25 protein-coding genes are annotated in these 16,604 nt (G+C 46.6%); 15 read left to right on the forward strand and 10 right to left on the reverse strand.

Annotation, left to right across the window (positions count from 1 at the left end):
• Positions 1-9 precede the first annotated feature (9 nt).
• Together selD and QUE60_RS03375 are read left to right on the forward strand one after the other, a co-directional pair.
• Positions 10-1,059: a selenide, water dikinase SelD gene (selD, locus tag QUE60_RS03370; protein ID WP_286227267.1), complete on the forward strand. Its 1,050-nt coding sequence runs from the start codon at positions 10-12 to the stop codon at positions 1,057-1,059.
• Between the two features lie 276 nt (positions 1,060-1,335).
• Positions 1,336-1,938: a hypothetical protein gene (locus tag QUE60_RS03375; RefSeq protein WP_286227268.1), complete on the forward strand. Its 603-nt coding sequence runs from the start codon at positions 1,336-1,338 to the stop codon at positions 1,936-1,938.
• Positions 1,939-1,941: 3 nt separating this feature from the next.
• On the opposite strand, the gene QUE60_RS03380 is transcribed toward QUE60_RS03375, so the two are convergent.
• The gene (locus tag QUE60_RS03380) at positions 1,942-2,241 is read right to left on the reverse strand and encodes a hypothetical protein (RefSeq protein WP_286227269.1); all 300 of its coding nucleotides are present in this window, start codon (positions 2,239-2,241) and stop codon (positions 1,942-1,944) included.
• 35 nt (positions 2,242-2,276) lie between these two features.
• Between QUE60_RS03380 and QUE60_RS03385 the strand changes: the two genes are divergently transcribed.
• Positions 2,277-2,684 (forward strand): thiol-disulfide oxidoreductase DCC family protein, encoded by a 408-nt coding sequence (locus QUE60_RS03385; RefSeq protein ID WP_286227270.1) that lies wholly within the window; start codon positions 2,277-2,279, stop codon positions 2,682-2,684.
• Here QUE60_RS03385 and QUE60_RS03390 read toward each other — a convergent pair.
• Positions 2,672-3,271, reverse strand: coding sequence for an MOSC domain-containing protein (locus QUE60_RS03390; protein ID WP_286227271.1), 600 nt, complete (start codon positions 3,269-3,271; stop codon positions 2,672-2,674). The two genes, QUE60_RS03385 and QUE60_RS03390, sit on opposite strands and share 13 nt — an antisense overlap.
• Positions 3,272-3,326: 55 nt before the next feature.
• Complete coding sequence (locus QUE60_RS03395) at positions 3,327-3,464, reverse strand: hypothetical protein (RefSeq protein ID WP_286227272.1); 138 nt, start codon at positions 3,462-3,464, stop codon at positions 3,327-3,329.
• A 102-nt stretch (positions 3,465-3,566) separates the two neighbouring features.
• On the opposite strand from QUE60_RS03395, the gene QUE60_RS03400 reads away from it, so the two are divergent.
• Positions 3,567-3,878 (forward strand): hypothetical protein, encoded by a 312-nt coding sequence (locus QUE60_RS03400; protein ID WP_286227273.1) that lies wholly within the window; start codon positions 3,567-3,569, stop codon positions 3,876-3,878.
• Here QUE60_RS03400 and QUE60_RS03405 read toward each other — a convergent pair.
• Together QUE60_RS03405 and QUE60_RS03410 are read right to left on the reverse strand one after the other, a co-directional pair.
• Entirely contained in the window at positions 3,848-4,711 is an 864-nt protein-coding gene (locus QUE60_RS03405; RefSeq protein ID WP_286227274.1) for a ChaN family lipoprotein, read from the reverse strand. The two genes, QUE60_RS03400 and QUE60_RS03405, sit on opposite strands and share 31 nt — an antisense overlap.
• On the reverse strand, positions 4,711-4,980 hold the full coding sequence (locus QUE60_RS03410; RefSeq protein ID WP_286227275.1) for a GNAT family N-acetyltransferase: 270 nt from the start codon (positions 4,978-4,980) through the stop codon (positions 4,711-4,713). Before QUE60_RS03410 ends, QUE60_RS03405 begins: the two co-directional genes overlap by 1 nt.
• A 92-nt stretch (positions 4,981-5,072) precedes the next feature.
• On the opposite strand from QUE60_RS03410, the gene QUE60_RS03415 reads away from it, so the two are divergent.
• Positions 5,073-5,255, forward strand: coding sequence for a hypothetical protein (locus QUE60_RS03415; RefSeq protein WP_286227276.1), 183 nt, complete (start codon positions 5,073-5,075; stop codon positions 5,253-5,255).
• Positions 5,256-5,263: 8 nt separating this feature from the next.
• Positions 5,264-5,746, forward strand: a complete 483-nt coding sequence (locus QUE60_RS03420; RefSeq protein WP_286227277.1) for an MEKHLA domain-containing protein — start codon at positions 5,264-5,266, stop codon at positions 5,744-5,746.
• Here QUE60_RS03420 and QUE60_RS03425 read toward each other — a convergent pair.
• Positions 5,743-7,278 carry a cryptochrome/photolyase family protein gene (locus QUE60_RS03425; RefSeq protein WP_286227278.1) on the reverse strand — a complete coding sequence of 512 codons (1,536 nt, stop codon included), beginning with the start codon at positions 7,276-7,278 and terminating at the stop codon, positions 5,743-5,745. The genes QUE60_RS03420 and QUE60_RS03425 overlap by 4 nt on opposite strands.
• Positions 7,279-7,360: 82 nt before the next feature.
• On the opposite strand from QUE60_RS03425, the gene QUE60_RS03430 reads away from it, so the two are divergent.
• Positions 7,361-7,993, forward strand: coding sequence for a class I SAM-dependent methyltransferase (locus tag QUE60_RS03430; protein WP_286227279.1), 633 nt, complete (start codon positions 7,361-7,363; stop codon positions 7,991-7,993).
• Between the two features lie 4 nt (positions 7,994-7,997).
• On the opposite strand, the gene trxC is transcribed toward QUE60_RS03430, so the two are convergent.
• Positions 7,998-8,423, reverse strand: a complete 426-nt coding sequence (gene trxC / locus QUE60_RS03435) for a thioredoxin TrxC (RefSeq protein ID WP_286227280.1) — start codon at positions 8,421-8,423, stop codon at positions 7,998-8,000.
• Positions 8,424-8,485: 62 nt separating this feature from the next.
• Here trxC and QUE60_RS03440 point away from each other — a divergent pair, with 62 nt between their 5' ends.
• The 5 genes from QUE60_RS03440 to QUE60_RS03460 are packed head-to-tail and all read left to right on the forward strand — an operon-like array spanning position 8,486 to position 10,536.
• Positions 8,486-8,836 (forward strand): hypothetical protein, encoded by a 351-nt coding sequence (locus tag QUE60_RS03440; RefSeq protein ID WP_286227281.1) that lies wholly within the window; start codon positions 8,486-8,488, stop codon positions 8,834-8,836.
• A gap of 54 nt (positions 8,837-8,890) precedes the next feature.
• Positions 8,891-9,172: a copper-binding protein gene (locus QUE60_RS03445; protein ID WP_286227282.1), complete on the forward strand. Its 282-nt coding sequence runs from the start codon at positions 8,891-8,893 to the stop codon at positions 9,170-9,172.
• Complete coding sequence (locus QUE60_RS03450) at positions 9,169-9,813, forward strand: hypothetical protein (RefSeq protein WP_286227283.1); 645 nt, start codon at positions 9,169-9,171, stop codon at positions 9,811-9,813. Before QUE60_RS03445 ends, QUE60_RS03450 begins: the two co-directional genes overlap by 4 nt.
• Before the next feature lie 7 nt (positions 9,814-9,820).
• Positions 9,821-10,150: a heavy-metal-associated domain-containing protein gene (locus QUE60_RS03455; RefSeq protein WP_286227284.1), complete on the forward strand. Its 330-nt coding sequence runs from the start codon at positions 9,821-9,823 to the stop codon at positions 10,148-10,150.
• Positions 10,147-10,536, forward strand: coding sequence for a hypothetical protein (locus tag QUE60_RS03460; RefSeq protein ID WP_286227285.1), 390 nt, complete (start codon positions 10,147-10,149; stop codon positions 10,534-10,536). Before QUE60_RS03455 ends, QUE60_RS03460 begins: the two co-directional genes overlap by 4 nt.
• A gap of 132 nt (positions 10,537-10,668) precedes the next feature.
• Here the strand turns inward: QUE60_RS03460 and senB are convergent, their stop codons facing one another.
• The 3 genes from senB to QUE60_RS03475 form a co-directional block, all read right to left on the reverse strand.
• On the reverse strand, positions 10,669-11,619 hold the full coding sequence (gene senB, locus QUE60_RS03465) for a selenoneine biosynthesis selenosugar synthase SenB (RefSeq protein WP_286227286.1): 951 nt from the start codon (positions 11,617-11,619) through the stop codon (positions 10,669-10,671).
• A gap of 2 nt (positions 11,620-11,621) precedes the next feature.
• Complete coding sequence (locus QUE60_RS03470; protein ID WP_286227287.1) at positions 11,622-12,815, reverse strand: MFS transporter; 1,194 nt, start codon at positions 12,813-12,815, stop codon at positions 11,622-11,624.
• A gap of 85 nt (positions 12,816-12,900) precedes the next feature.
• The gene (locus QUE60_RS03475; protein ID WP_286227288.1) at positions 12,901-13,236 is read right to left on the reverse strand and encodes a hypothetical protein; all 336 of its coding nucleotides are present in this window, start codon (positions 13,234-13,236) and stop codon (positions 12,901-12,903) included.
• Between the two features lie 120 nt (positions 13,237-13,356).
• On the opposite strand from QUE60_RS03475, the gene hemP reads away from it, so the two are divergent.
• The 3 genes from hemP to QUE60_RS03490 all read left to right on the forward strand — a co-directional run bounded on the left by hemP (position 13,357) and on the right by QUE60_RS03490 (position 16,597).
• A complete protein-coding gene (hemP, locus tag QUE60_RS03480) occupies positions 13,357-13,563 on the forward strand; it encodes a hemin uptake protein HemP (protein WP_286227289.1) in 207 nt (68 codons plus the stop codon).
• A 1-nt stretch (position 13,564) separates the two neighbouring features.
• Positions 13,565-14,152: an energy transducer TonB gene (locus tag QUE60_RS03485; protein WP_286227290.1), complete on the forward strand. Its 588-nt coding sequence runs from the start codon at positions 13,565-13,567 to the stop codon at positions 14,150-14,152.
• Between the two features lie 141 nt (positions 14,153-14,293).
• A complete protein-coding gene (locus tag QUE60_RS03490; protein WP_286227291.1) occupies positions 14,294-16,597 on the forward strand; it encodes a TonB-dependent hemoglobin/transferrin/lactoferrin family receptor in 2,304 nt (767 codons plus the stop codon).
• Positions 16,598-16,604 lie beyond the last annotated feature (7 nt).

Here is a 16,604-nt window from a genome sequence, read left to right on the forward strand (position 1 = left end):
CATAAACCCATGACCCCTAATGCATATAACGAACGCCTGACCTCACTCTCGCACGGAGGTGGATGCGGCTGCAAAATTGCGCCTGGTGTCTTGAGTGATATCTTGCGAGCCTCACCTCTCAAAATGATCCCATCTGCTTTATTAGCGGGCTCGGAAAATAATGAGGATGCAGCGGTTTATCAAATTAATGATCATCAGGCGATTGTGGCCACCACGGATTTCTTCATGCCGATCGTCGATGATCCCTTTGACTTTGGTCGAATCGCTGCCACCAATGCAATCTCAGACATTTATGCGATGGGTGCTCAGCCCATATTTGCACTGGCATTACTCGGTATGCCAATTAATGTACTCCCACTCGAGGTAATTCAGAAAATCATCGCGGGTGGAGAGTCAGTATGTCAAACAGCAGGTATCCCCATTGCTGGTGGTCATTCGATTGATACAGTTGAGCCTATCTACGGCTTGGTTGCGATTGGCATTGTTGATCCGGTCAACTTGAAGCGCAACAGCGGTGCACAAGAAGGGGATACGATTATTTTGAGTAAACCTTTGGGGGTTGGTATTTTGAGTGCCGCCCTAAAGAAAGAGCGTTTGTCAGCAAAGGGATATGAGTCAATGATTGCGTATACCACTCAGCTGAATCAGCCTGGCATTGCGCTCTCGAAGATGCCAGAAGTTCATGCCTTGACGGATGTTACGGGCTTTGGCTTGGCAGGACATCTTTTGGAGATGAGTCGCGGGGCAAACCTGAGAGCCAATTTGAGCTGGCGAGATATCCCAGTAATTGCCGAGGCAGTGGAGTTTGTTAAAGAAGATATCTATACGGGCGCCTCCACCCGAAATTGGCAGGCCTATGGCGGGGAGGTTTCGTTTAGTTCAGATACTCAACCATGGCAACAGCATTTATTGACCGATCCTCAAACCAGTGGTGGGTTACTGATTGCCTGCGCACCGAAAGCTAAGGACCAGGTTCTGGATTTACTTCATCGCTCGGGGTTTCATGAGGCGAGAGCAATTGGCTACTTTGGAAGCGGTCAAGGCCTCGCGATGACCTAAGAGGCTGGCTGGGTCTGGCTCGTACTAATTGCCCCAAAACTAGCTACAATCAAATTGTTATTGATCAAGAGTAAAGGTCCCACCATGAAAAACCAAAGTTTTGCAACATGTTTTCAGTCCTTCATACAAAGTATGATGGGTTCCCCGATGAAGCGTGGCGAGTGGTTTTTGCAGCTGATGATCGATAAGCGTGATGAGCGCTTGCGTAAAAAGATCTATTAATTGTGGCTTGATCGAATGCGATCAACCTTGACTCGATGGGGCACACACTTTGCGGTGTGCCTTTTCATTTTCCCAATCAGTGTGACCGCCGCCGGTCTTGCGGATGTGGTTGGTGAGGGGCAGATTCGGTTTCTCAAAACTAAGCCTGATCCGAATTCATACACCTATGAATCGAAGGTAACCATCTTAGAAGCTAGTCTTGACTCTGGCTTGGTACAAATACAAACTTGTCACAAAAAATTGGATCCGATTCGAAAAGTAGTTATTTTGTTTAATAAAGATCGAATCCGGGATATTCAAGTTCGGACCATGGATGGTATTGCGATGGCTGAAGTCAAGGATAATCGAGTAACCCTCAGTGAAGTGCAAAAAGGCGGATCAATTTGCATTGATTTGCAATCAAAGGCCCTAGACTCACTTGGTAACGGCCTCTACCAACTCAATGCCGGTCCTTTGATGCGTCGACTCTTTGATGGCTATTTGCCCATGACCGCGAACATGAAGTTTTCTTGGCCAGACAAGCTGCTCGCCGTTCAAGAAACTAAACCAGTCAGTCAAGATGGTGTTGATATTAAGTCCTCTAATGATGGTCTGGAGATGGATTTGGTGTTTGCCGGAAAAATGACTGCACAGATCTTGCTTAAGCGCCCTGATTAAGACCTAGAGCTTTTCGCAGCGGTACTGCTCTCTACCAATAGCTAAGCGTGATTCACTTTGAATCAATTGCGCAATTGATGCCTTGACATCGCCAACCTTGCAGCTTTCATCAAAGTAGCTGACTAGCCCAAGACTGCCACAAAAGCGTAACTGTCGATCGCCAAATTTCATGGTTGATTGCTGCAGGACCATGACCACCTTTTTGCTGGAGTCATTCTCGGGAATGCAGTTCCAGGTGGTGTAGTCAGCTTGGCCGCATGCCGAAAGTAAAAGAACTAGGGGAAGAAAGTAAAAAATGCGCATTTACAGGACAATAGAAATTACATTCAATCTATTGTATGAGCCAAACCCTATTACCGTTGACCTTGTTCTATGATGGTGCCTGTCCCCTCTGTCAGGCTGAAATTCTTTATTTACAAACGCGCAACCAACAGCAATTGCTTCAATTTGTTGACGTCAATAGCAGCGCATTCGACCCAGACCGTGTCGGAGTTTCCTGCCAGGCTGCGCTTGATCAGATGCTTGGGCAAATTGAGGGGCAGGCCCCGATTCGCGGAGTCCCTGTCTTTGCAGAGGCCTATCGGCGTGCTAATTTACCCGTCCTAGCTTGGCTATTTTCAAGAAAAACTCTAAGACCCATCTTGAATCTAGCGTATCGGATCTTTGCAAAGAATCGCCATGCAATATCAGGCGCTATCGGACCCTTCGCATTAAAACTCGTTAAACGGATTACTCAATCACCCTGATGAAGCAGTGCATGGTTTTGTTGGGCGATTGAGCATTGGCGAGGCCCAGGAATGATTGTGATGGCATCACCCGCCTGAATCTGTCCTCCCTGCAGGACGCGTAGATACCAGCCGCTACGAGCACCTTGGATCATTGCTTTAGCCGCAGCCGCAACTCCCGTCTTCGCTGTGAACTTATAGCAGGGCTCACGTAATTTGGTAACCGCGCATTCAATAGCCCCAATACGAAGGCGATCGCCAACGTAGACATCGTATTCATTAAGCCCACTAATGGTTAGGTTTTCACCAAGGTAACCATGCTCTAGATGGAGGGATTGACCTTTGGCTTCAGAGAGTAGCGAGGACCAAAAGGGGTAATGCTCCTGTGGATACATGTAGAGGGCTTTTTCTGTCCCACCATGAACTTGAGGGTCGGCTTGCTCATCACCAATGATGCCGGTTGCTGTGACTGCAACCGCCCGGGGTTGAATGATGGTGCTAACGGGAGTTTTGTTAATGGCCGATGTAACCGTACGGAGGTCCTCTCCGTCACGAATCCACAGGGGTTTTGCCGGCCCAGCACTAATGGTTTCTAGACGAATTGCCATAACCCATTATGCCGAAGAAAGCCCCAAGGTCAAACTTGGGGCTATTGGGTTTAATTTACTTCTTCTCAGCGCGAATCGATTGATCGCACTCGCGAATACTATGGTTATAGCGCTTATGGTGATTATTTTTATCCAGCGATGCTTTGCAATCGGCGATGGAGTAGCGTACGTTTGCTTGGTTAGAATTTGACATAGAGACTCCTTTATTGATCATTTAAAAGTCAGGAAAAATCCTGCACAAGAAATATAGAGCCCCGTGCGTGAAAATTCAAGGGTAATCGATTAAGATCAAACGATGAATTGGTTAAAAAGGCTTCCCTCAACTCGTCGAGAGCCGCCTGGTTTTGAGTGGGGCATCTTACGCTACACGCCAAGGCTGATGGTTTATGGCACCAGTACATTTGTGATTCCGCTTGCTATTTTGCAATACGGAATAGAGCCCAGCGGCTCATCCAGATTTTGGGAGCTCTATTTGATTGCTGGACTTATTTTCTTCTGGACCATACTCTTCACAGCTGCTTTATGTGCCTTCATTGTGTATTTAATGAAAGGCCCGGCATTTGTTGCTGATGCCTACTACTTAGAGGATTCTGATTTACCAAAATGAAGTGTAGCGCAGGGGTCAGCGCGCTCGATGCTGGGTGTAATCCAGACATAATCATAGAGTTTGGCTAGCTCCGCCAGTGCTTTAGGGTTGCGCCGATCCTCTTCAACAAAACCAACACTCACGCGTTTCTTAGAGGGGTCAAGGGATCTTAAAACTTGAGGAACTCCATAATCATTGCGAACATGGCCATTCCCTGCAAACAGAATCGCAGGTGAGTGGCGCATCATGACTTGCGCCATGGAGATGTCCGTTAGGCGTTGTACCCGAAACATGGGTTCTAAATATTGGGCGGGAAGCTTGCCGCAATGCCCGTCAATCAGATCGTTCTCAAGACTGCGTTTTGCATCATTTGCCAAAGCGCTTTTTTGGTAATCCGACCCCATCGCAGCTGGGATGGGCCCACCAGAGAAGATGGTTTTTGAGATAGAGCGATCTAAATTAGAGCCATAGAGCGCGAATCCAGATACCCGAATCGCTTCAAATAGCGGTTGATAGAGCTTCCAAGGCCATGCTTTTGGAGAGAATCCTGCTTGCTCTAGGGACTGAAGAGTCGATCCAGTTAATCGGACTGCTGGACCAGTGGGTAGATATTCAACAACCGCAGTATATTTTTTACTGGCAATTGCAACAATCAATCGACCGCGTGCTTCATGGTGATGGGGGTTATCGTGTAGCTCACCTAGCAAAATATAGTCAGCGTTCATTAGCTCGGCAATCAGCAGCTCCTGATTAACGGTGGCCTGACTACGAAGATCAATAATTGGACTTGCCGTCGCAGTAATGCTAGCCAAAAGAAGGTAGCAGCCTAGATAAATATTCTTAATAGTATTCATTAAGAATATTTTTCGAGTGCGGCAAAAAAACGTTGGCCCATCGGAGATACAGGTTCATGCGGGACGCCGACTTTCCCAGTAATGCGTTGGACCTCTTGGACCAGCTTACGACCAAACCCCATTAGCCGGTACATGGGTTGAACATAGATGTACTCAATATCGCCGTTATTGGAATACCGGCAGTAAGCGATCGTGGTGTTTTGGTTCTTCATCCAGATCGTTTGCTGCTCGACTTCGATTGAGTAATCCATGGGATTGACTGATTGCATTATTTCCTAAATCGCTTGTAGAATGAATCTGGATATTTTATGTTTAGTTTTGAATTCTAGTATTGCAAGCATGTCTGTATTGCCTAGCATTTATGTACCGAATAATAAAAATCGATCCTGTCAAAGAGCTAGTCTACGTTGCGGACGAACCGAAAGGGAAGTCCTTTGAGTTTTATTTCCCAAAACTAAGTGATGCTGTTTTCGTTGAGGAATACACCTTAAAAGTGATGAGTAGCGACGGTCGCTACAAAATTATTTCACTGCTGGGCCGATAACGACCGGCATGCCGTTCTCACGCATTGAACCAGGTGCTGATAATCAATTTATGCCGTCAGAGGCTAAATTGATATTGGATAGCTATCAGCATTTTCTAGGTAAGCCTTGTATTGAATTAACCATTTCAAATAATGCAGCGCAAATGCTCTATGGAGCTCCTTTTGCGGTGGTAGCGCACGATACACAAGTCGATCCAATCTTTGGTTACGCAAATCGCATGGCCCAGAATATATTTGAAATGAATTGGGCTGAAATTACCTCAATCCCATCGCGTCAATCAGCGGAGCCAGTTTTGCAAGATGAGCGCCAATCCTTGCTGCAGCGTGTCCATCAATTCGGTTTTATCGATGATTACTCGGGGATTCGGATATCAAAGACTGGTAAACGGTTTTGGATTCGAAATGCAACTGTCTGGAACTTAATTGATATGAATGGAGCGAGGGTGGGTCAAGCTGCCCGATTTGATCGCTGGGATTATTTACCAGCTTAACCCTCGCGAAGCTCAGATGCTTTATCTTGAATTGCCTGCTTGGCTTGATCAGTCATGCGTCCGAGATTGCGAACCTGCATGAGCATGCGCGGATTCTTACTCATCGCGCTTTCATGACGAATCAGAAAATCCCAATATAGGGTGGTAAATGGACAGGCATTAGGACCGGTGGATTGATCGGGCTTAAATGCACAGTGCTTGCAATAATTACTCATGCGATCAATGTATTTACCAGTCGCAATATAAGGCTTACTAGCCATTAATCCGCCATCGGCGAATTGGCTCATACCAATCACATTGGGGAGCTCTACCCACTCGACAGCATCCACATACATACTCAAATACCAGGCATGAATTTCCTTTGGTTTGACGCCAAGGAGAAGGGCGTAGAGACCGGTAACCATGAGTCGTTGAATATGGTGTGCGTAGCCCGTACGTAAACTCTGAGTAATGGTTTGTGACAAACAGTGCATTTGGGTATTACCGTCCCAGAAGAAGGCCGGTAGAGGTTGGTTCGCTTTCAATGCATTGAGTTCAAGATACTTTGGCATATTCATCCAATAGATGCCGCGGACATATTCGCGCCAACCCAAGATTTGACGAATAAATCCCTCAACTGCAGCAATCGGTGCTCGACCCTGACGATAGGCTTTCTCTGCGGCCATCACCACTTCTTGAGCCGATAGCAACTTGAGATTAAGGGCGCTCGCGATATGTGAATGAAATAACCATGGTTCATCGGTCCACATGGCGTCTTGATAGACGCCAAATTGGGGAAGGCGATTGAGAATAAAGTCATCTAAGGCACGCAAAGCTTCTTGCCGATCGACTGGCCACCCAAAACCAGAAGCGCTTGCAGTTACTGAACCAGGATGAGATGCAAACCGACTCTCAACCAGTTGGATGACTTCTTGGGTTATGTGATCAGGCTTTAGGCGTAATGGTGGGGGGATGGGTGGAGGGCCATCTTTGCCAAAGGAGGAGCGATTCTCGGAATCAAAGTTCCATTCTCCTCCAACAGGTGCATCACCATCCATGAGCACGCTATGCTTTTTCCGAAGCTCGCGATACCAATACTCCAACCGTAGTTGCTTACGACCTTTGGTATGTTCAAAAAACTCGCGCACGGTCGAGAAAAAATACCGATCTTCACGGATATCTAGTTCAATGCCGGTTTGCAATGCCAGTTGTTTGATTTTCTCAAGAACCCGCCAATCCCCCGGGGCAGTCATGAGCAAACGGCTTGGCTTGGATTGGACAATGACCTTTAAAAGCTCACCCTCAAGCGTATGGGTATTGCTAGGGTCATCCAGCTTGCTGTAATGCAAGGTAATCTTTTCCTTGCGAAGTGAATTTGCGAAATGACGCATCGCACTAATAAACAAAGCAATCCGTTGCTTTGAAGACCAAATGTGGGTAGATTCTTCATCTACTTCTGCCATCCACACCGCATCCTGCTTAGGATCAAATCCATCAAATGCACTCGCATCCCGATTGAGTTGGTCGCCGAGAACGAGGATTAGGTTTCGCATGACTTATGAACTACAGACATTGAGGTGCGGTTGATCATGAGATCAATTATCCTTGAAAGATCGATAACTTATTGTTAATGCCATGACGAGTATTGATTTCAGTAAAGACGCAGCCCAATTCTGGGATAAACGTTTTTCGGGGGCCGAGTATGTTTTTGGCAAAGAGCCAAATGCGTATTTAAAGAATCAAGTAGCAAAGTGCATGAAGTCTGGCGCCAATGCCCTATGCGTCGCTGATGGTGAAGGACGCAATAGTGTTTGGCTAGCAAAGCAAGAAATGACGGTAGAGGCCTTTGATATATCCCCAGTAGCCGTAGAAAAGGCAAAACAGTTAGCAAAAGAAGAGCAGGCATCGGTTACCTTCAGTGTTGCCAGCACCCACTCGTGGGTTTGGAAATCCAATCACTACGATCTGATCGCAGCCATTTTTATTCAATTTGCAACCCCCAATATGCGTGTCGACCTATTTGCCCAAATGCGCGATTCTCTAAAACCCGGCGGATATTTAATCCTTCAAGGCTATACGCCCAAGCAATTGGAATACAAGACTGGTGGCCCACCAAGCATTGATCATCTTTACACCGCTGAGTTAATTCAGGACCTCTTAAGAGGCATGGAAATCTGCGATTGGCAAGAATACGAAGCAGAGATTCACGAGGGCGAAGGGCATCGTGGCATGTCTGCCCTCATGGGCGTGGTTGCTCGCAAACTCTAGGGTCTCAGATAGATAACTGCTGTTGGATGTAGCGATCTAGATCCCCGGGCCCCAATGCACCGCTGACTCGATTCGTTTCTTTTCCACCCTTAAAGAATGCGAGGGTGGGGATAGATCGAATCTCAAACTGAGCGGCAATCCTTTGCTCGTCCTCGGTGTTGAGCTTCACAAATAAAACCCGATTGGTGTATTGCTTGGCAAGCTGGTTGAAGGTGGGCGCAAACATTTTGCAAGGCCCACACCACGGCGCCCAGAAATCGACGATAACGGGTATCTGAGTTTGTTGAATTAGCTCACCAAAATCGCCGGCATTCGCTTCGATCGGTGCAGAGAGGAGGTCATGATGGCAACTGCCGCAAATAGGCTTGCTAGCCACTTTTTCAGGGGATAAGCGGTTTAATTTGTTACACGACGGGCATTTAATTAGCATCTAGTTATCTCCCCAATCAGAAAAAATCAGCAAACTTTTCTAAAGAGTGCTAGGATTGTTCAATGGTAAAGCAACTCCTCTTAACTCTGTTGGTCGCCGTTCTGCCCATTCAGTCTTGGGCGGTGGTGGATATGAGTTTGCAAAAAGAGGCTTTACAGTTTGGTAGTGGATCGATTTCCTCCAAAGATAGCCATCACCCTTGCCACCAAGAGGCGGCGCTGAATTCTGATGATCAGAATGCTGAAAGTAATCAAGCTAATTGCTATTCTTGCAGTTTATGCATGGCTTTCGGTGCCACCCTGATCACTAATCCTATTGTGCGCTTTGAATCACCAACGCAAAGTTTATTTACCGATCTTCAAAGATTTAGTAGCGAAGATCTTGTATTAGGAAATAAGCCCCCGATTCTTTAACTCCCTAGGATAAGTCCGCCCAAATTTTGGGTTCCTTTTACTTTGGAGAGTTAAATGAAATACCTTTTATTACTAATCGTTAGCCTTTTTTCCCTATCGGCTTCCGCGGGCTCAGAGTGGGTGAGGGCAGAAGTTGTTCGTATAGACACTGCAAAACAGCGGATTGTTCTTAAGCATGAGCCGATTCCAAGCATCAAAATGCCAGCTATGACTATGCGCTTTGATGTGGCTAAAGAGGTTCCACTGGATTCGTATCGGCCAGGAGATCGCGTGCAATTTCAGTTTAAGGAGGCCGGCGGCAGTCTAGATGTCACTGCGTTGGAGAAGTTGAAATGAATCGACTCCCCCAATTTCTATTACTTGGGATGTCTATGTTGGCTAATCAGGTAAATGCTGCCCCCATGGGGTTTAAAAACAGCTGGATGATTATGGGGGACTTCTCTAAGACCTACCAAGAGTTTGCTGTGAACTATGCAACGACAGCGAACGATGCATTTGGGTTTTCAACCAGCGCAATGCAGACAGATAACTCGGTATCTAAACAGCAAAATGCTGAGGCAGTCTATACACGCAAGCTCGTGCGTTGGAATATGCCCGAAGCACAAGCCAATATCTGGTTTATTGGTGGGTTAGGCGCTACAACGGGTAACACCTTTGTGGGAACTAAGGCTATGGCCTCTCCAGGTATTCAGGTGGATTATGAAACCACTCGGTTTTATTCCATGGCCTCGGCCCGAGTGTATGCCGCAGAGGGGGCAACCAGCAATATCACGACTGCACGATTGGGCGCGTCATTCTATGAAGTTGATTATGACGAGCCACAGCCCTGGTTGGTGATTGAGGCGAGGCGAATGACCTTTGTCTCTAAGCAGTATGAATTCACTCCGATGTTACGGGTAATTCATAACCGTTATTTCGTGGAAGCGGGTGCCACTTTATCTGGACAGTGGCGCTTTAACTTTATGTACAACTATTAGGAGAATCATGATGAAATCACTTTATTCCATTCTATTTATTGCGCTCATGGGTTTGGGGTCTGCAGCACATGCCAGTATGAAGGTAACGGTAAACGGTATGGTGTGCTCGTTTTGTGCCCAAGGAATTGAGAAAAGTATTTCGAAGATGGGTGAAACTAAAGCAGTGTTTGTAGACCTAAAGAATAAGGTCGTCGTGATTGAGCCTAAAGAAGGAAAAACACTCAACGAGAAAGAAATCTCTGCCGAGATTAAAGATGCAGGCTACGATGTGGTGAAGATTGAGACGATTCCACAGACCGTTGCCCAATTTAGAGCCCAGCAGAAAGAGAAGAAATGACCACCGATGGCTTACAGGAGTCAAAATCCGGATTTATCAGCTCGGTGATAACCTTACTGGCAAGCTCCAGTACACTAATCTGCTGCGCGATTCCTGCGCTACTGGTTAGTTTAGGTGCTGGGGCCGCGCTCGCTTCATTGGTTGCCGTTTTTCCTCAAATCGTATGGATTAGTGAGCATAAAGAAGTCATCTTTGCGATCAGCACCTTCTTAATGGTCCTTGGCGGCATTTTGCAATGGCGTAATCGCAATGCACCCTGTCCCATTGACCCGGCACTCCGTGATACTTGCCTGAAAACCCGAAAAAATTCCTTACGGATTTATTGGTTCAGCCTAGTTTTGTTGTTAGTCGGGGCTTGGTTTGCATTCATTCAGCCAGTTTTGTAGATTGGGCGCGTTGTATCGGTGGTATGCGCTTCCAAAGATAGATGACCCAGATACCGCAGAGTAGGATTGACCAACCTTTGTCATCGATTCGATATAAAGTGAACTGACACCCATTTGACTTATTTCACAAGATTAGAGTAAGCGGGTTACTAGTTTTCCTATAGAAGATCGTTCATGTTTGGGTTGGATAAGCTTTTGTAATTTCTTAACTTGATCTTGAAGCTTTTTGTAGAACAATTGATCGGTTTCCGCGCGGTACAGAAGTCTGGCCAAGGCTTTTTCATCGCCAACCGGAAAAAATCCCAAATAATCTTTTCCTAGCAGACCACAATTGCCTGGTATTTTTGAGGCAAGCATCGGAACACCTGCCGCAATCGCCTCGGAAACCACATGAGCACCACCCTCCATGCGACTGGAGATAACCATGATATGACTCTGCGCCAGAGTCCTTAGTGTTATCCGATGGCTTACCATACTATGCCAGATATAGCGACCATATTGTTTGGTGGCTTGCAGTGCGGTTTTTTCCATTTCCCTACTCATGGCCATCCCCAAGTGTTGAATGGTGATTTGACTATTGCTATGTAAGTGGGGCAGTGCGCGCACGATACAAAAGGGATCTTTCTCGGGGCGAAGATGCCCAATCACACTCACGCTGAATTGACCTGTGGGTTTCTGCTGTTTAGGTACCTGAGGTACCGACTGATGAATAACCGTAGCCTTATGACGCCATTTTGCGGGAACGATTCGCAACGCCTCTGTTTGTAAAACCACCAATACATCAGCCAATGCCATCGATTCATGAACTTCAGGGTGGTTGGCCATATCTCGGTACAGGTCTGTACCGGTAAGAATGATAATTAAAGGACGATTTGGGTGAGCTATCTTAAATGCATCAATTGACGCATAACTTCGGTAAGCGTGAAGGGCAATCAAGAGGTCGGCATCTTTACCGGACCAGGATTCAGTGATGGGTGCTCGATAGCCAAGTTGTCTTAAAAACCCTTGCCATCGTTTGGCGGTTAGACGATTTCCATGAAGGCTCCCAGGGGGAGCCGGGGTAACAATTTCGATGCGGCGCATATTCAAGAGCTATTCTTTGAAATGCGATTCAGAAAAATAAGCCCCAATACAGGGCCCGGTAGCAATAGCCACGTAATATAGTGATCGATGATGGGTAAAGCAAGAGTGCTGATTTGAATGGAGATCATCGTAATGGTGAAGCCAATTGCATTTTGAATTGTCAGTGCTGTACCGACAATTTCGGGTGGGCAAGCTTGGGCCGATAGGGCCGAGAACTGTGGTGAGTCAGCTACGACACTCATGCCCCAAATAAGCCAAAACAGAATTTGTGCCCATAGCGGTAATCCAGTAACCCATGGATACAGTAGACAGCAAAGACCGGACAGCGCTAGTGCGGTTGAGGCAACCTTTATGCCGCCCATCGATTTGCTAAGTTGCCCTCCAAGAAAGCAGCCAAGTGCTCCAACCCCGATTACCGAAAATGCCAGCCCGGATAAATCCAAAGAATTTTGAATGGGATACGTACTAGCAATTAGAAATGGGACTAGTGCCCAGAACGCATAGAGTTCCCACATATGACCAAAATAACCAAAGGCGGAGCGACGATATTCGGGGATTGCAAAGAGCCGACGAAAGCCACTTAGCTTCACCCGTGAAGCGGCGCCTAATTTGAGGTGTGGGCCGTCGCCAAGCCAAAAAATAATTCCCATCGCAATGACGGCCAGGAAGGAGGAAAATAAAATAACCTCTTGCCAAGGCCAATCCACACCCAAGTACCGTGTGGCATGCGGGATGGCTGTTCCTAGTGTTAGCATGCCAACTAGCTGAGCAATGCGCGATGATGCCTTTTGGGGATCCCAGGTCATGATCAGTTTCATGCCGATGGGATAGATGCCGGCTAGACAAATTCCAACCAAGAAACGCAGTACAGAGCCCATCCAGATACCATCAGCCCATACGGCAAATGCGGTGTTGAACAGTGCCCCAAGTAGGGCGCATCCAGCAAAAAGATGACTCGGCCTAAACCGATCCGCGAAGCCACTTAGGGCGAATACTAGGGTGCCAGCTACAAATCCAAATTGCACGGCATTGGTTAGTATGCCGATGCCTGCAAGATTCATATTCCATGAATCAATCAAATTATCAGCCACTCCATTGATGGAGAACCACAAAGAAGTCCCCATTAACTCGGCAATCACAATTAATAGTGAGGCTAAATTGGGGTTAATCGATCGAGCAGGTTTTGAAATATTCAATTGGGTTAAAAAATTAGGGGTAGCTAAAGCGACCCCTCTTATGTTACTTGGAAAATCCTAATACAAAATATCCAGTTCATACAAATCACACTAGACTAGCATCGGCATAAAGCGGGGCTTTGCGCGTTTGCATTGTATGAATACAGAATAAATTAAGCGATTGTGAACCTGAATCACTATCTTTTTGTGCATGATCCAGTTGATACTGCTCCTCTAGGGTATCGAGCATTTCCTCAATCTGGACTTTTAAGCTTTCAGGCAATTCCGGACATCGATTGAGAGCGCGTAAGGAAATAACGGTTTGCTCGGCAAGCACTGAACAATGTGTTCTAGAAAGTTCCATGATTTTTGCAAGTGCGCCCATGAGTAAAACAGTATGCTGGGTATTCATCATCTTATCCTTATTGATAATCATTCTCATTTATAGTATCATACGAATAGACAGAAAGGGGTACAAGAGTGATTGAAAAAATAGTATTCAGCCAAAAGATCGGACAATTTTGGCCATGGGCCTGCTGACGATTGCCGAAAGCATTCTTTTATGGATTGCAATCTAGGCAAAATCGATCTTGATATGACTCAAAAAGAAGAAACATTAAAACCATCGGCACCGATATCAAGCAATGATATGTGGGTATACCGCAGCGAAGAGCTATTTGGTTCGAAAAGCGCGATTCAGATTAACCATCATGGTGTGATTTATACCTTACGAATTACCCAATTAGGTAAATTGATCTTAACCAAGTGATATGAATTCAGGGAAGTTGCTGCGTTCGCCTTCATTCAAAATTACTCTATCGGTATGCATGGGACATGCCATGCTAATTGGATGGATGATGACTGCCATAACTAATCATCGGCCTGAGTCGCCTGCTATCCTCTATGGCCAATTGATTGAGCGCGAGTCGAATGCGATTCAAAGAACAGTAACTTCGCCAATTCATGCAAAGCAAGATCCAATTAATCAACCGAATACACCAACTATTGAGAGTAGCGAGGGGCTCACAACCGATCAACAGCCAGACAGCAGAAGTTCGAATGTGTCATCTGCACCCATATCCTTGCCATCCGCTGCTGACCCTAGGTTCAATAACCCAAAGCCGCCGTATCCGATCGCTAGTCGAGAAAACGGGGAGGAGGGTAGAGTATGGCTTTCATTATGCGTATCTGAGCATGGCGCTATTAGCCGCTTGCAATTAGCTCAATCGTCTGGTCATCCAGCGCTTGATCGTTCGGCCTTGAATACGGTGACGCACTGGAAATTTCATCCGGCGCGCCAAAATGGTTCTGCTATCCCGTACTGCTATCGATTGCCTATCGTCTTTGTATTGGCTTGATTTCCATGCAGGTAATATTGTCAATATCACTTGACAATGAGAATCATTCTCATTAAAGTAGAGATTCGTTTAAACCAAAAAACGATTACGTAAACGTCACAGCCCGCCGTCGCTAGCTAGTGTCACCAAATTCTAGCGAGCATGAATCTAAGAAAACACGGATTTGCGGCTATTACAGCCATCACCATGGCGAATATTGCCATAAGTGCCCATAGTCAGACAGTGACCACCGAAGATGGAAGACCTATTGAACAATCCCGTGGTGAGCGGGGCGAGGTGGATGTCATTCTGAAAGAGATTATCGTGACATCGACTCGATCCCCTCGTAAGGTGGATAACGTACCCAATGTTGTCACCGTAACAACGTCTGAAGAGATCCAAGAAAAGGGCGACCGGAATATTAAAGACCTATTTAATAACTCGGTCGATGTCACGGTTCCCCAGCAAACACAACGTTTCAGTTTGGCTGTGGGATCCCAGGGCCGGGCAGGAAATGAAAGTATCAATATCCGTGGTCTGCAGGGCAATAATGTTTTACTACTTGTAGATGGTATTCGGGTACCAAATGCGTTCTCGTTTGGGGCACTATCGGTCGGGCGAGGAAACTTTCTGGATGTTGATGGGTTTCGTCGAGTCGAGGTAGTGCGCGGCCCATCGTCAACTCAGTATGGCAGCGATGGCCTCGCTGGGATCGTGAATTTTCAGACCTTTAATCCAAGTGATCTCATTAAAAAGGGTGAGACTCATGGCGGATTGGCTCGTACCGGCTACTCGAGCATCGATACATCTTCGAATACGACCTTTGGCTATGCTGGTATTCAGGACCATTTGCAAGGGATGGTGCTTGGAAACTTTCAAGCCGGCCGCCAATATCAAAATCAAGGATTCAATGACTCAACCGGCATCACCAGAACAGCGCCCAATTCAGCAGATTACAGCAATTGGTATGTTCTGACTAAGGGATTTGCCCAAATCGATCGCAACCAAAAACTGGGCATTACCTATGAGTCTCAAAACGTCACGCAAAACGTCAATAACTTATCGGATTTGGGGACTGGCGGAGGCTGGATTTCCTTTGGAGGGCCTGGCGGATTTACCTATAACAATGTCGTGACATCCACCACGCAAGATAAAACAACTCGTAATCGTGTCTCGGGTGAGTACGACTTTAAGGACAGTGGGGCGCTGTATGTTCAAAAAGCCAATGTCATGGTGTATTACCAAGATGCAGATGTCACTCAAAATGCCTACCAGCAGCAAGTTGGCAATTCACGTCTCTCATCATGGCGCAGCCGCAACAACACCTATAGCCAAGACACCTACGGCATCAATACGACCCTAGAAAGTAATACTACCAGTATCGTCAATCAGCGACTGACCTATGGATTTGATTGGAGTTCTTCACGCATCTCGAGTCAACTCAATGCGGCGGGTAATGGAAGCTCAATTACACCCGCACCCAAATCAACTTACAACTTAGGCGGCGCGTTTTTGCAAAGTGAAATGGAGTTCAATCAAGTGAGTGTGATTCCAGCACTTCGCTATGATAGTTACTCGATTACACCAGTCACTGGTTCATTGCCATCGAACTCCGGATCAGCAGTATCCCCTCGAATCGGAGCAATTTGGAATATAGCTCGCGAGTTTCGTCCGTTTGCAAACTGGGGAACTGGATTTACTGCACCCACACCGGATCAAACGCTATCTTATTTTGCGGGTAGCGGATATACCAACATCCCAAATCCCAATCTAAAACCGCAAACTGGCAATGGCTTTGAGGTCGGTGCTCGCGGTCAGCTTCATCAGTTTCGTTATCAGGCATCGGGGTACGCAAACTATTACAAAGACTTTATCTCTCAGGTTAATTACTTAGGTTCGTATAACGGTAGTGCACCTCAGACCTTGTATCAATTTCAGAACTTATCTAACGTCAATATTTGGGGATGGGATGTTCGAACGGATTGGGCGCTTGCTGAGGGTTGGCAGGCGAATGCAGCAATGGCCTATAGCTATGGTGAGCAAACCCAAAATGGGATTTCAGCACCGCTAAATACGATTCAACCTTTGCGCGCCATTGTAGGATTACGGTATGACGCTAGTAGCTGGGGAGCATTTGCCAATGTTATTTGGAATCAGGGAAAATCCGCCGATCGTGTGAACTTTAATGATGCTACCGGTGGTACGGCAAATCAATTCTTGTCGCCCGCATCCACCGTTCTTAATCTGACGGGCTACTGGAAGCCCCTTAAAAAACTCACGATCAATGCCAATCTCAATAATGTGTTTAACACCACCTATTGGAACTGGTCGGATGTCCAGGGTTCTGTTTTAACTCAAAACCGAGCGGCGGCTGGCGGATTTTCAGGGTACAACGCCCAAGCTGCTCAGCAATCAGCCACAGCAGCGCCGCGGAACTGGCAAATCTCAGCTCGTTATGACTTTTAAGGAGGCC

The organism is Polynucleobacter sp. HIN11, assembly GCF_030297675.1.
GTDB lineage: Bacteria > Pseudomonadota > Gammaproteobacteria > Burkholderiales > Burkholderiaceae > Polynucleobacter.